11 protein-coding genes are annotated in these 13,654 nt (G+C 62.5%); 6 read left to right on the forward strand and 5 right to left on the reverse strand.

The window, feature by feature from the left end; all coding sequences use genetic code 11:
- The first annotated feature begins 279 nt into the window (after positions 1-279).
- From ABS758_RS04845 to ABS758_RS04855, 3 genes are read left to right on the forward strand one after another with little or no spacing between them, the layout of a single operon-like run.
- Positions 280-1,752, forward strand: a complete 1,473-nt coding sequence (locus ABS758_RS04845) for a DEAD/DEAH box helicase (protein ID WP_350381111.1) — start codon at positions 280-282, stop codon at positions 1,750-1,752.
- A 13-nt stretch (positions 1,753-1,765) separates the two neighbouring features.
- The gene (locus ABS758_RS04850; RefSeq protein WP_350381113.1) at positions 1,766-3,373 is read left to right on the forward strand and encodes a peptide chain release factor 3; all 1,608 of its coding nucleotides are present in this window, start codon (positions 1,766-1,768) and stop codon (positions 3,371-3,373) included.
- A gap of 57 nt (positions 3,374-3,430) precedes the next feature.
- A complete protein-coding gene (locus ABS758_RS04855; RefSeq protein WP_350381115.1) occupies positions 3,431-4,054 on the forward strand; it encodes a hypothetical protein in 624 nt (207 codons plus the stop codon).
- A gap of 88 nt (positions 4,055-4,142) precedes the next feature.
- Here the strand turns inward: ABS758_RS04855 and bfr are convergent, their stop codons facing one another.
- From bfr to rpoN, 3 genes are all read right to left on the reverse strand, one after another.
- Positions 4,143-4,607 (reverse strand): bacterioferritin, encoded by a 465-nt coding sequence (gene bfr / locus ABS758_RS04860; RefSeq protein WP_350381117.1) that lies wholly within the window; start codon positions 4,605-4,607, stop codon positions 4,143-4,145.
- Between the two features lie 153 nt (positions 4,608-4,760).
- Positions 4,761-5,015, reverse strand: a complete 255-nt coding sequence (locus ABS758_RS04865; protein ID WP_350381328.1) for a (2Fe-2S)-binding protein — start codon at positions 5,013-5,015, stop codon at positions 4,761-4,763.
- Positions 5,016-5,073: 58 nt separating this feature from the next.
- A complete protein-coding gene (rpoN, locus tag ABS758_RS04870) occupies positions 5,074-6,453 on the reverse strand; it encodes an RNA polymerase factor sigma-54 (protein ID WP_350381119.1) in 1,380 nt (459 codons plus the stop codon).
- Between the two features lie 18 nt (positions 6,454-6,471).
- Between rpoN and ABS758_RS04875 the strand changes: the two genes are divergently transcribed.
- Together ABS758_RS04875 and leuA are read left to right on the forward strand one after the other, a co-directional pair.
- Positions 6,472-7,017, forward strand: a complete 546-nt coding sequence (locus tag ABS758_RS04875; protein ID WP_350381121.1) for a hypothetical protein — start codon at positions 6,472-6,474, stop codon at positions 7,015-7,017.
- Positions 7,018-7,327: 310 nt separating this feature from the next.
- Entirely contained in the window at positions 7,328-9,031 is a 1,704-nt protein-coding gene (gene leuA, locus ABS758_RS04880) for a 2-isopropylmalate synthase (RefSeq protein WP_350381123.1), read from the forward strand.
- A gap of 71 nt (positions 9,032-9,102) precedes the next feature.
- Here the strand turns inward: leuA and ABS758_RS04885 are convergent, their stop codons facing one another.
- Positions 9,103-9,420, reverse strand: a complete 318-nt coding sequence (locus ABS758_RS04885) for a hypothetical protein (RefSeq protein ID WP_350381125.1) — start codon at positions 9,418-9,420, stop codon at positions 9,103-9,105.
- 10 nt (positions 9,421-9,430) lie between these two features.
- Positions 9,431-9,778, reverse strand: a complete 348-nt coding sequence (locus tag ABS758_RS04890) for a DUF1840 domain-containing protein (protein ID WP_350381127.1) — start codon at positions 9,776-9,778, stop codon at positions 9,431-9,433.
- A gap of 72 nt (positions 9,779-9,850) precedes the next feature.
- Here ABS758_RS04890 and ABS758_RS04895 point away from each other — a divergent pair, with 72 nt between their 5' ends.
- Complete coding sequence (locus ABS758_RS04895; RefSeq protein WP_350381128.1) at positions 9,851-13,627, forward strand: phospholipase effector Tle1 domain-containing protein; 3,777 nt, start codon at positions 9,851-9,853, stop codon at positions 13,625-13,627.
- The last annotated feature ends 27 nt before the right edge of the window (positions 13,628-13,654 follow it).

Consider the following 13,654-nt stretch of genomic DNA (forward strand, 5'->3'; position numbering starts at 1 on the left):
GTATTGTAGGGAAGCCAAGTTCACAGCAACACCCCTGCGGCGCATACACCACACACAAATCAGGGCTTCCCCAAAACAGGCAACAGGCTATAATCCAGCCTTTCGTGCAACTTGCCAATCGTTGCACAGCCTTCCCCGGCACCGGTGTTGCCTGCCTGTCACCAGACACGGCACTACATGGCACCCCATCTTGCCGGCGGCATTTTCCAGTTTTTTTATTCGTCCGCCTGGATTGGTATCTCTCGACTCGAGCGATAGGCTGTCGCTGGAGTCTTACCCTTGGATACTTCGATCACCTTTGCCTCGCTGGGCTTGGCAGAACCCTTGTTGCGTGCTGTGCTGGATGCCGGCTACACGCACCCCACCCCCATTCAGGCACAGGCCATCCCCCGGGTGATGGAAGGCGGCGATCTGCTGGCCGCCGCCCAAACGGGCACCGGCAAAACCGCCGGCTTTACGCTACCGATCCTGCATTACCTGATTCAGCACCCCATCGAGGGCCGCAAGCCGGGCCGTCCACGCGTTCTGGTGCTTACCCCCACGCGCGAGCTCACTGCCCAGGTAGAAGAGTCTGTGCGCCTGTACAGCCAGTACACCTCGGTTCGGTCGATGGTGATGTTTGGCGGCGTGAACATCAATCCGCAAATCAAGGCACTGCACAAACCACTGGATATCCTGGTGGCCACGCCGGGGCGTCTGCTGGATCACGCACAGCAAAAAACGCTGGATCTGTCCGGCGTCGAGATCCTGGTGCTGGACGAAGCCGACCGCATGCTGGACATGGGGTTCATCCATGACATCCGCCGCGTACTCCGATTGCTGCCGGCCAAACGCCAGAACCTGCTGTTCTCGGCCACGTTCTCGGACGAAATCCGTGGCCTGGCACAAGGCATCCTGAACAACCCCGGCGAAGTCTCCGTCGCCCGGCGCAATACCACCTCCGAGCTGGTCAGCCAGCGTGTGGTGATGACCGAGCAAGCCCATAAACGCGACCTCCTGAGCCACATCATCCGTGAAAGCGGCTGGCATCAGGTGCTGGTGTTTACACGCACCAAGCACGGCGCCAACCGGTTGGCCGAGAAGCTGTCCAAAGACGGCCTGACGGCTGCCGCCATCCACGGCAATAAAAGCCAGGCGGCCCGCACCAAGGCCCTGTCGGGATTCAAGGACGGTAAAGTCGCCGTACTGGTTGCCACCGATATCGCGGCGCGTGGCCTGGATATCGACCAACTGCCCCAGGTGGTGAACTTCGAACTGCCCAACGTGCCTGAAGATTACGTTCACCGAATTGGCCGTACAGGCCGGGCCGGAAGCACGGGTTCAGCGCTGTCGCTGGTGGATCAGTCCGAGGTCAAGCTGCTGCGCGCCATCGAACATCTCACCAAACAAACCATTGAACCCATCACCATCGAGGGCTGGAACCCGCGGGCGATGGTCACCTCCGACTCCGCCCCCGATGCCCGCGAACAACGCGCCTTGGCGCGTCTTGGCGATACCCGTGGCGGTGCGCGCAACGGCAGTGGCGGGCGCCACAGCGCCGGTGCGCGTGACGGCCGGCGCGATGGCCACCGCAGTGCCTCGTCCGACCGTCCAGGCACGGGCGAAGCCCGTCGCAGCGATGCACGCCGCACGGATGGCCGCGCACCCGCCGGCCGCACCAGCCGGGCCGGCGCTGCCCCTTCCACACAGCGGCGCGAGAGCCGCCCTCAGGCACCACGTGCGGGGGCGCTGCTAAACAAGCCCACGCACTAAACCACACCTGCCCATGAGCCTCAGCACCGAAGTCGCCCGCCGACGCACCTTCGCCATCATCTCCCACCCGGACGCGGGCAAGACCACGCTCACGGAAAAACTGCTGCTGTTTGCAGGTGCAATCCAGATCGCCGGCAGCGTGAAGGCCCGCAAGGCCAGACGTCATGCCGCCTCCGACTGGATGGAGATAGAAAAGCAACGGGGCATCTCGGTGGCGTCCTCGGTGATGCAGATGGAATACCGCGACTGCGTCATCAATCTGCTGGACACCCCGGGCCACCAGGACTTCTCTGAAGACACCTACCGGGTCCTCACCGCGGTGGATGCCGCGCTGATGGTGATCGATGCCGCCAACGGGGTGGAACCGCAAACCATCCGCCTGCTGCAGGTGTGCCGCGCGCGCAATACGCCCATCATCACCTTCATCAACAAGCTGGATCGCGAGGTGCGCGAGCCGCTGGAGCTGCTGTCGGAGATTGAAGGCCACCTGGGGATGGATGCCATCCCGTTTTCGTGGCCGGTGGGCATGGGCCGTCATTTTGGCGGGGTGTTCGACATCCGGCACAATCACATGCGGGTCTTCAAGCCGGGGGCCGAGCGCGATCAACACAACGACGAAACCATCCACGGACTGGATAACCCAATTCTCAAGCAACGCTTTGACGACGCCTACGACAAAGCCCGCGAAGAGATCGAACTGATCTCCGGTGCCGTCCCCGAGTTTGACCATGACGCCTTTTTGGCGGGCCGCCAGACTCCGGTGTTTTTTGGCTCGGCCATCAACAACTTTGGCGTACGCGAAGTACTGGACGCCCTGGTGGATTACGCACCCGCACCGGGCCCGCGCGCGGCACTCGAACGCGAAGTGGCACCGGATGAGGGCAAGTTCACCGGAGTCGTGTTCAAGGTACAGGCCAATATGGATCCGGCGCACCGCGACCGTGTGGCCTTTGTGCGCGTCAGCTCAGGGCATTTTCAGCGGGGCATGCGCCTGAAAGTTGCCCGCAATGGCAAGGAAATCCGCCCCAACAACGTAGTATCGTTTCTCTCGCAACGCCGCGAAATTGTGGAAGAAGCCTTTGCCGGTGACATCATCGGCATCCCCAACCACGGTATTTTGCAGCTGGGCGATGTCCTGACAGAAGGCGAGTCGCTCACTTTCACGGGCCTGCCTTTCTTTGCCCCCGAGCTCTTCCAGGCGGTAGAGGTCAAAGATCCCCTGCGCACCAAGCAACTGCGCACCGGCCTGACGCAATTGGGCGAAGAAGGTGCAATCCAGGTGTTCCGCCCCGAAGCCGCAGGCGGCGCCTTGCTGCTGGGCGCAGTGGGGCAACTGCAATTTGAAGTGGTGGCGCACCGTCTTAAAACCGAATACGGTGCCGATGCACGCCTGATGCCCTCGCGATTCAGTCTGGCCCGCTGGATCACCAGCAAGGATCCCAAAGCCCTGAAAAAGTTCATGGACGCCAACCATGCCAACATTGCTTACGACGTGGTGGATGCTGTTGCATTTTTAGCAACGTCCCCGGCACAGCTACGTGTGGCGCAGGAACGCTACCCGGAGATCGAGTTTCATGCCATGCGCGAGCATGCCGGACGGGTTTTTGGCAGCGGCGTCTGACGTGCCATCCGATACAATGGCAAGGTTCACAGCATCAACCGACGAAGGAACCCGTCCATGTCCTGGCGTCTGATTATTGCCACCCTGGTATTTGCCGCCGCCGCTTCGGCCTGGGGCGGGCTGCGGCTGGGCGATTGGCTCATCATCCACAGCCCAGCACAGGCACCCGCACCAAATCCCATAACTCAGGTGGCCGATGCAACGGTACTGGATGCCAATGGCAAGCCCTTTGTTGCTTCCGCCCCTCAGCCGTTGTCAGATGGCCGCCTAGGGGTACCCAACCAGCCGCCCCCGGTTGATTGGACAATACAAAACGCACCCCTGATAGACGCCAACCGCCCCATTGCACTAGCTACCACCACCATCAGCATGGACGAAGCCATTGCCCTGGCTGCACAGGGGCAAATGGATGACAGCGGCCTGCAAGGTATTGCCAACGCCGGGATTCTGGTCAATACCCAGCCGGTACAGCCTATCGACGTGCCGCCGCCTCCGGATGCGCCCGCCACCAACACCCTTCAGGGCAATCAAAGCTGGCAGGTGGCTTTTCAGGCGCAGCTTAAGGCTTGCGCTGATCTGGGCTTTTTCTCCCGGCCGTCGTGTGCCTGGGCAGCCCGCAACAAATACTGCGAAGCCAACCAGGCCTGGGGCAAGGCCAAAGACTGTCCCGCCCAACACTAAAGCCAGCGGGCAGCCAAGCCTCCGGGCAGGGCGTCATCACCCTGTTTGACGGCTTGTATCAGGCGCGTGGCAACAGCCCGCGCCCCGATTACACCTGCGACTGCAGGTAGTTGTGGATGCCCAGTTGCTCTACCAGACCCAGTTGCGTTTCCAGCCAGTCGATGTGCTCTTCGGTATCGTTCAGAATCACCTGAAACAGATCCCGCGACGTGTAGTCCTGCACGGATTCGCAATACTTCATGGCCTCTTTAACGGTGTCCTGGGCAGCGGATTCGAGTTTCAGATCACATGACAGGATTTCTGGCACGGTTTCGCCAATCAGCAACTTGTGCAAATCTTGGAGATTGGGCAAGCCATCGAGCATGAAAATACGCTGAATCAACAAATCCGCGTGCTTCATCTCGCCGATGGATTCATCGTATTCGTGCTGGCCCAGTTTTTCGTAGCCCCAATGCTTCAACATACGGGCATGCAAAAAATACTGGTTGATGGCAGAGAGCTCGTTTTTGAGCTGCTGATTGAGATATTTGATGACGGTCTTGTCGCCTTTCATGCTGGGCTCCTGGTGGACAGTGCCCGCATCGGTACGGGCACCGAACCATAGCCTAGCACGCTTGCCCCAAGCCGGCACGGTACAGTGCACCACCGGCACGTATACGGGCCATGTGGCGCAAGCAAACCCCTGGGCGATAAACCGCAGACGACGTCAGGCGACGCGCCGGATCTCGGTGCTATCCAGCATGGGCGCTGCAACCACCTGATCGGGTGTCACAGATACTGACGGCACTGTCACCGTGGCGTAGCGCCCACCCGGCAGGTAATCCGTAGCCGTTTGGGCACATTGGCCGCAGCAGGTCGCTACGCCCAGCGTGGCCTGCAGATCACCAAGATCTGCCGCCCCTTGGGCAATCGCCTCTTGTACCTGGCGCTCGCTGATCGCGTTGCATACACAAATATACATGCGAATCATTATCATCTGATTTTAAATTGATGGCAAGCACTTTTTGCCACAACCGTTTTTATCGTGCCTGTGCCTTGCGCACACTGGCCACCGGCACCCCCATGGCCTCACGGTATTTGGCCACCGTGCGGCGTGCCAGCACAAAGCCCTGCTCGGCCAACAAGGTGGCCAGCCGCATGTCCGACAGCGGCTTGTCGGCAGGCTCTGCCTCCAGCAGCGTCCGCATCACCGCCTGAATCGCTCGCGCCGAGGCGTCTTCGCCGGAGGTGGTTTGCAAGGCGGTGCCAAAAAAGTGCTTCAATTCGACAACGCCCCAGGGCGTTTGTGCATATTTCAGGCGGGTGGCTCGCGAAATCGTGGATTCATGAAGCTCAAGCGCCTGGGCAACCTCACGCAGCACCAGAGGCTTGATCGCGGACTCGCCATGCTCAAAGAACGGCTGTTGATGATCGACAATGAAATCGGCCACACGCAAAATGGTTTGCCCCCGCTGGCTCAGGTGCTGGAGCCATTGCCGGGCTTCGCGAACCTGCTCGCGCAGCCGCGTGCCCCCTGCTGCCTCCAGCTGCTGCGCCAGCTCGGGATCAATCCGCAGCGGGGTTTCGAGAGCCGGATTCAGGCTGGCTACCCAACGCGTACCCGCCCGGTAAAAGAAGATATCCGGCACCACATAGTAGGTGGCGTCGTTGTCCCAGGCGCTCAGGGGATGGGGGTCCAGTTGCAGCAGCACGTGGTGGGCGGCATCCAGATGCGCCCGATCACAAGCCAGCGCCTGACACAGGCGTGCCCAGCGGCCTGCGCCCAAGTCGGGCAGATGCTGGGTCAGGCGCAAGGCACAATCCAGCACCGGCGCAGGCCACTCGGCGGCTCGTGCACGCAGCTGCAATTGCAGGCATTCCGGCAAGCTGCGCGCTCCAACACCGACCGGGTCGAACGACTGCAGCAGACGCAGCGCCGCCTGCCACTCACTGTCATCCACCTGCCAGTCGGGCGGCAGCGCACCCGCATGGCTGGCAGGCTCGAACAGCAGGTAGCCATGCGCATCCAGCTCGCCGATCAGGACGGCAACCAGCGCCTGATCCCGCCCGCTTGCCTGCGTCGTGCGCAATTGTTGCAATAAATGATCAGTGAGGCTCTGCGGGGCGGGTGATTCCGGGATATCATCCGTGACAGCCTGGCGCACAGGCTGCACCCAATGACGCTCCAGCATCTCGGCCTGCGCAGACGAATCACCCGGGGCAGGTGCCTCAGACGCCGGATACGGGATCTCCCGGCTTGGCTCGGTGTACTCCAGTACGGGGTTATCCGCCACCGCCTGCGCGATTTCCTGTTCCAGTTCCTGGGTCGAGCACTGCAGCAGCTTCAGACCCTGGCGCAGTTGCAGGGTCAGCGTCAATTGCTGGTGCTGGCCGAGCTCCAGGGAAGCTTGCGTACGCATACTCAACTCATCAAAGCCATGACACAGGAACCATACCAAACCCCCAATCGACAAGACGCCAGCCTGCTGCGGCACATTGTGCTGAAGCTGACGGCCACCGCCAAGATAGCATCTGCCGCCCTGGTGGTGCTGGTGGCATTGGTCTGGTATCAGCTGCTTAACCGCCTGCTGGCGTTTGGAAACGGCGTTGATTATGCCGGAAACCATCTGGTAGGGGCAGAAGCCACGGCTTTGTTGCAGCGTTACAACCCGTACTTCTGGGTTGCACTGGTTATTTTATGCACGATCATCGTAGCCTGGGTGGTGTACCAGGTGGTGCGCGGCATTCTTGCACGGTCACGTCAAAAGTGGGTAGACAACGCTTCGTTTCAGCAGCTCGAACAGCAATTGTCAGCCCCCGCCCTGGAGGTTCTGCTGTGGGCCTGGCAGGCGCGCGACGAGCCCCTGCGCGTCGGCGACCTCCAACTGGCCCGGCAAGAAATCCATGCGGGCCGATCCCAACGGCTGCAACAAGCCGCACGACAGCTGGCCACCCTCGAAGACGCTCGCCAGCGCAACAGTTAAGCAACGGTATGGCGGCCTTTGGCCGCACAAACCTTGCGCAACCACAAAAAATGTGTTTGACTTACACACTATGAACACTTCACGCGCACCCATCTTCTCTTTGCCGCAGGCCTCTGCCGGCAACGGGCTGCGCGCGCGCCAGGCTGCACCTGCAGCCTTTGCGCTTCCCCTGTCGGGCCTACTACTTCTAGCGATCGGTTGCCGGGCCTAGCGCCGCGTGGCAGTTCGGCAACCAGTTCGCCACATCTTCGCCATCCCGCGATTTTTTTGCATCCGTGATCCGGACGCACTTCCCTGACAGGTTACCGACATGATTCAAAATCCCGCCTCCAAATACGTCCCGTTTGCGCCGTTTACGCGCGACTACGCCGAGCGCACCTGGCCCAGCCACCGCATCACCACGCCCCCCATCTGGATGAGCACCGACTTGCGTGACGGCAACCAGGCCCTGATCGAACCCATGAGCGTCGATCGCAAGCTGCGGTTCTTCGACCAACTGGTCAAGATCGGCTTCAAGGAAATCGAAGTGGGTTTCCCCTCGGCATCGCAAACCGACTTTGATTTTGTCCGCAAGCTGGTAGACGAGAACCGCATCCCCGACGACGTCACCATCATTGGCCTTACCCAGGCCCGCGAAGACCTGATCGAACGCACTGTACAAGCCCTGGCTGGCGCCCGGCATGCCATCGTGCACATGTACAACGCCTGTGCACCTGCTTTTCGCAAGATTGTCTTCAAAATGAGCCGCGACGAAGTTCGCGAGATCGCTGTCCAGGGCACACGCGCCGTCAAGGCAGCCGTCAGCCATCATCCTGAAACCCACTGGCGCTACGAGTACTCACCCGAGGTCTTCAGCACCACCGAGCCCGATTTCGCGCTCGAGGTATGCGACGCCGTGGTGGCCACCTGGCAACCCACGGTACAAGACCGCATCATCCTTAATCTGCCGGCCACCATCGAGGCCACTACGCCCAATCTGTATGCCGACCAGATCGAATGGATGCACCGCAACCTCAAGCAGCGCGACACCATTGTCCTGAGCGTGCATCCGCACAACGACCGCGGCACTGCTGTGGCCGCCGCCGAGTTTGCCGTGATGGCCGGCGCCGACCGTATCGAAGGTTGCCTGTTTGGCAATGGCGAGCGCACCGGCAACGTTGATCTGGTGACATTGGCCCTGAACCTGTACACCCAGGGGGTCCATCCGGGGCTGGACTTCTCGGATATCGACGGTGTGCGCCGTTGCGTCGAAGACTGCAATCAATTGCCGGTGCACCCGCGTCACCCGTACGTGGGCGATCTGGTGTTTACCGCCTTCTCGGGCTCGCACCAGGACGCCATCAAAAAAGGCTTTGCCATCCAGAAACCCGATGCAGTCTGGGAAGTGCCCTACCTGCCGATCGACCCTGCCGATCTGGGCCGCAGCTACGATGCCGTCATCCGTGTCAACAGCCAGTCGGGTAAAGGCGGCGTCTCTTACCTGCTCGAGCACGAGCACGGCCTGGCCTTGCCGCGTCGCCTGCAGATCGAATTCAGCCGTGCGATCCAGCGGGTAACCGATGAAACCGGCAGCGAAGTCACCCCCAGGGATGTGTACGAGATCTTCTCCCGCGAATACCTGGAGCTGGCCGGGCCCTGGTCGCTGGTGCGCCACCGCATCACGGGCAGCCCCAAAACCACGGGCCAGAAGCAGTTTGCCATCGAGGTCGAGCTTCAGGTCGACGGTGAAACCCGCCACCTGACAGGCCGTGGTGACGGTGCGATCTCGGCGTTTGTAGATGCTCTGGGCATCGAGGCGCGCGTGATGGATTACCAGGAGCACGCCATCGGCACCGGTACGGACACCCGTGCGGCGTCGTATGTCGAGATCCGGATTGGCGACGAAGCCGGCGGCTACGGTGTGGGCGTCCACGAAGACATCGTGACCTCGTCTTTCCTGGCCATTCTGAGTGCAGTCAACCGCCATGCAGCCACCGGCAAGGAAATGCCGGCCCGCGTATCAGCGGCTGCCTGACCGTTATCAGCCATACACGGCAGCGCCGTTATCCCCGCCCAACTGGCGGGAGGTAACGGCCACCGGCCCCCTCAATACACGATGGACAGGCCGGGAAGATCAACCGTGACACGCGGTTTTTCGAGTGCCAGCGCCGCCCGGGAGGCAAACTCCTGGGCGGTTTCAGTTTGGCTGGACAGCTTGCGATAGCCCAGTGCATCGGCCACCCCCAGGATTTTGTCCAGCAGCAATACCTTGCCACTGACGCGCAAGGGCTCGCAGCCCAGCGCATCCCAACGTTGCTCGAACCACTGGCGAGCCGCCTGTGCCTGTGCGGCATCAGGCGAAACATCGACGTCGAACTCGAGCGAGTGCCGGGCGTCAAACACAATCATGACATGAGCCTGCATAGTACTGTCCTTACCAGATGGGGGCGGGTTCCCAGGTGACGTCCTCGCTTTTCTCGCGTGCCAGCCGCAGCATGGCCAACAGGGGCCAGGCACGGCGGTGCATCCCGACATATTGGGCAATCGGGTGCTCGGCGGCCTCGTCGTGGTCGGAATTGGGCGTGTCAGGGGTTTTGTCGGCAGCAATGAGGGCTTCGATGCCTGCGATGGCGGTATCCAGCTGAGCGTGCGTGATGACGCCTCTTTCGGGGAGGTCGGGGGTGTCGAACTGTTTGCCGGCGGCCTCGAGGATGGGACGGGCGTGCTTGGCAAACATCAGGACTTCGGCGGCTGACCGGGACTGGAACAAAATGAGCATCATGGACTTCCAACAGTGGACATAAACATACACTAACCCAAGTTCTGTGCCCTGCCAAGCAGGAGAATCTCCCGCTTGGACAAGGGGATTGCGATGGTGACAGGCCGAGGGCAAACCAAGGGATGGCGCATGTTTTTGCCAGGCTGCCTGCTGGCTGTGGCCGGCATGTGCCAGGCCAACCCGGCGCTGATCTGTCCCGCCCCCGACACCCCGCCAGGCGAACTGCCCCCCTGTGGGGCACAAACTCCGCTGGGGCCCATGCGCGAGCCCGATCTGGACACCGGCATCAGCAACCCTGTGCATCGCCTGAGCGGTGAAAAATACCTGCAGGCCATCGATTTGCCCGAAAGCCTGGATAAACGCCAGCCAGGCTTTCGCCGCTACTACCGATCAGGGTCTGCATACGCAGGGCCCTGGGGGGACGGCTGGCACACCGATTACGACGCACGGCTTCAACGCGAGGGCACAGGTTGGCGCTTGCACCTGGCCGATGGCCGTAGTGTCTACTTCGACGCAAACGGCCAGGCACGACAGGCCCTGGCAGGGCACGTGATGTCTGCCGCTCGCTGGCGCGCCCAGGAAAGCCGCCAGCGGCCGCTTGCACAGGACGGGCACCCACCTCCATTGGCCCCAGACAGCACACACCTATGGGTATCCCCTGAAGGCCAGCGCCTGGCGTTTGACCAGGCGGGCCGCCTGATTGCCTGGGTGCACCCGGGCCAGGCCACCACACACATCCAGTACGGGCGCACGCCCGAGACACAGGGGCTGATCACCCAGATCCGCAGGGGGCCGGTGGTCTTGCAACTGGGCTACCGGGCCATAATGGGCCGCCGGCTGCTGCATACGCTGCAGACACCCCGCGGGCAGTTTGAGTATCACTACGCCCCCGTCCCCATCACCCCGCCTGCGGCGCCAGCGCAGGCAGGAGAAAGCCTCCCGGCACCGATTGTGCCCACAGATCATGCAGATACGGGCACTTCGGCACAATCCGTAGTGATGCATCTCCAGCGGGTACGTCGGCCGGATGGCATGCAGCGGCACTACCATTACGAAGCAGCGCATCAGGGTGGCCACGTGCGGGCCATCACCGGCATCAGCCTGGCGGCCCCCCAGGGCCGGCGCTGGCGGGCACGCAGCTGGTCTTATGATGCGCTGGGACGCGTCTCGCGCGCAGTATCCGGGCCGCACAGCCAGGTACCCAATGCGCTGGCCATCAAAGAGACCCTGGCGCGTGCAAGGCAGGCAGAAGGCAGCGTCCGGCGAGACGCCGCCGGGCGCCTGAGCGCCCTGGCAGGCCTGGAAATCCATCGGCATCCCTCGGGGCAGATCCGCACTCTCATCCAGCATGAAGGTCTGTGGCCTGGCCTGCAGCTGCATTACAACCCCCAGGGGATGCTGGACAACTGGTTCAGCACGCTTGGCGGCCACACCCAATGGCTGTTTGATGCCAAAGGCAGGCCCCAGGGCCTGCGCCAGGCGCACGGCGGTGGCCAGCGCTGGCAGCTGGATGCGATGGGCCGTCCAGTACAGATCCACTATGCCGCACCAGATACACCAGGGGTCAGCGTGCAACTGCAATGGCGTGGACGCCAGTTGCGGCGACTGGATCACCCGGCCGAGCGCGAACAGCGTACCTACAACGACAAGGGACAGCTGGTGGCCCGCTATCTGCGCCGCCCGCATCCGACAGGCACGTCTTCATGGCAGGACAGATTTGACTACAACCCTGCCGGACAACGGGTACGCCACCATCTGCCCGAGGGCGGCGCCCTGCACTACCGCTGGCTGGCCAACGGCCATCTGGCCGCCCTCACCTGGCAATCTGCCGACGGCCGCCTGCACCCCGTGATCGACACGGTGGCCGGGCTGGCCGGCTACCGCTACGGCAATGGCCTGCAGCTGCAAGCGCAGGCAGATGCGCGGGGCCGTGCCCAAGCCCTGCTGCTGACACAAGGCAACCAACTGCGGTGGGCCGAGCGGCGCTGGCATGATAAGCGGGGGCGTGTCAGCCGCTGGCAGCAAGGCGTGCCCGGTGCCTGGCATATTCAGATGTTTCATTACGATATGGCAGACCGCATGACGGGCAGTCACACCCAGACTCCGGCACAGCCCCCAGCCACAGACTGGTGGGCCTGGGCCAACGATGGCCGGCTGCTGGCCCACCAGCGCCATGCAGGCCCCGAGTCACCACCTCTTGGTGCACTACCGCCCATCCAGCGCGATGCAGCCGGGCTGCCCACGCAGCTGGAAGGCACTGTTTTGCGCTACCAGGCCCAGCAGCGCCTGGCACAGGTGCAGCCGCCCAATGGCCCGATGATTCGCTACGCCTATAACGCGCGCGGCCAGCAAATCCGCCAACAAAGCGGCACACACATCATCGACCGCCAGTTTCTGGAGAACCGCCTGGTGGCCCGGCGCATCCGGACACCCGGCGAGGCAGGCCGTCCTGCGCGCATCCGGCACGAGCGCTATCTGTATGCACAAGAGGCTCCGGTGGGCATGCTGCAAACAGACGAGGACGGCCACACCCGGCTTTTTTACGTACACGCCAACCTGCTGGGCGCACCTGTCCTGATGACGGACCAAACCGCCACCGTGCGCTGGGCGGCTCGCTACGATGTGCTGGGTCGGGCAGAACGCATTGCCGGCGACCTGCACCTGCCCTTGCGCCTGCCGGGGCAAGACGAAGACCCCTTTACCCACTGGCATGACAACGGATTTCGCACGTACCTCCCACAGCGCGGGCAGTATCTGGAACCAGACCCGCTGGGGCCGGTGCCTGGTCAGCAGGCACTGGGCTATGCCGCCCAGCAAGCCATGCGCTACCAGGATCCCCTGGGCCTGATCCTGCTGGCCTTTGACGGCACCCGCTATGGCCAGGCCAATCAGAGCAATGTCTGGAAACTTGCGCAAAGCTACCTGGACGGCCCCCGGTACTATCATGCCGGGCCGGGCAACAACGCCTACCTGGATTGGGACGCCATCACGGCGGCCAGCAGCGGGCAGATTCTGCGCAATCAGTGGCAATCCCTGATGAATGCGCTGCAACGGGCACAGGGGTCTGCCACCCCCGTGCCCATCGACATCCTGGGATATTCGCGTGGGGCAGCGCTGGCCCGCGATCTTGCCAATCGGATTGCCCGCCAGACCCGCAATGGCTGGTTCTCTTACGACGACCCACTGCGCGGCACCATCGGCCTGTGCGTGGATCTGCGGTTTCTAGGCCTGTTTGATACCGTGGCCCAGTTCGGCCTGCTGGGGGCCGCCAATGCGGGCTACGATCTAAGCATCAACCCTGCGTGGTCGTGGGTGGCGCATGCGGTGGCGCTACACGAACTGCGCAGCCTGTTCCCACTGGTATCTGCGGGCGCCAGCGGCAGCAGCAATACAGTAGAGGCACCTTTTATCGGTGCGCATGCCGACATCGGCGGCGGCATGATTCTGGATGATGAAGGCCAAGCCCTCATCGACGGCGATCTGCCCGATGTAGCGCTGAACTGGATGCGCTGGCAAGCCCTGGCAGCCATGGTGCCACTGGATGATTTGGCTGCAAACGACCAACAGGTGACGCGGCCCTGGCTGCACGACGAGCGCATGCCGGGCGCCCGCGTACTGGGCGGCGACCGCGCCGTGCAGGATACGCATGGCCAGACACTGGGCCCGCAAGGTGACGATGCGCGGCTGGGCATGGCACAACGGGCGCTGTTCGAATCCTTTATCCAGCGCACGGGCAGCTGGCAGATCAATGCCGGTGATCGCGTGGGAGTGGTGGATATGGCCGGCTATGGTGCCTGGCTGGAATCCGCCCTGGGTCTGGCGGGGATGGGCACTATTCCACGACCGCCCTGAAATCGGGCTATCATTTCGGGATATCTT

The sequence above is a fragment of the Castellaniella sp. FW104-7C03 genome, assembly GCF_040276085.1.
Classification (GTDB): Bacteria; Pseudomonadota; Gammaproteobacteria; order Burkholderiales; family Burkholderiaceae_B; genus Castellaniella.

Bases quoted from the DNA above. Each gene is read 5' to 3' on its own strand.
- ABS758_RS04850 (WP_350381113.1), top strand. From the start codon at position 1,766: ATGAGCCTCAGCACCGAAGTCGCCCGCCGACGCACCTTCGCCATCATC.
- ABS758_RS04855 (WP_350381115.1), top strand. From the start codon at position 3,431: ATGTCCTGGCGTCTGATTATTGCCACCCTGGTATTTGCCGCCGCCGCT.
- bfr (WP_350381117.1), bottom strand. From the start codon at position 4,607: ATGAAAGGCGACAAGACCGTCATCAAATATCTCAATCAGCAGCTCAAA.
- ABS758_RS04865 (WP_350381328.1), bottom strand. From the start codon at position 5,015: ATGTATATTTGTGTATGCAACGCGATCAGCGAGCGCCAGGTACAAGAG.
- rpoN (WP_350381119.1), bottom strand. From the start codon at position 6,453: ATGCGTACGCAAGCTTCCCTGGAGCTCGGCCAGCACCAGCAATTGACG.
- ABS758_RS04875 (WP_350381121.1), top strand. From the start codon at position 6,472: ATGACACAGGAACCATACCAAACCCCCAATCGACAAGACGCCAGCCTG.
- leuA (WP_350381123.1), top strand. From the start codon at position 7,328: ATGATTCAAAATCCCGCCTCCAAATACGTCCCGTTTGCGCCGTTTACG.
- ABS758_RS04885 (WP_350381125.1), bottom strand. From the start codon at position 9,420: ATGCAGGCTCATGTCATGATTGTGTTTGACGCCCGGCACTCGCTCGAG.
- ABS758_RS04890 (WP_350381127.1), bottom strand. From the start codon at position 9,778: ATGATGCTCATTTTGTTCCAGTCCCGGTCAGCCGCCGAAGTCCTGATG.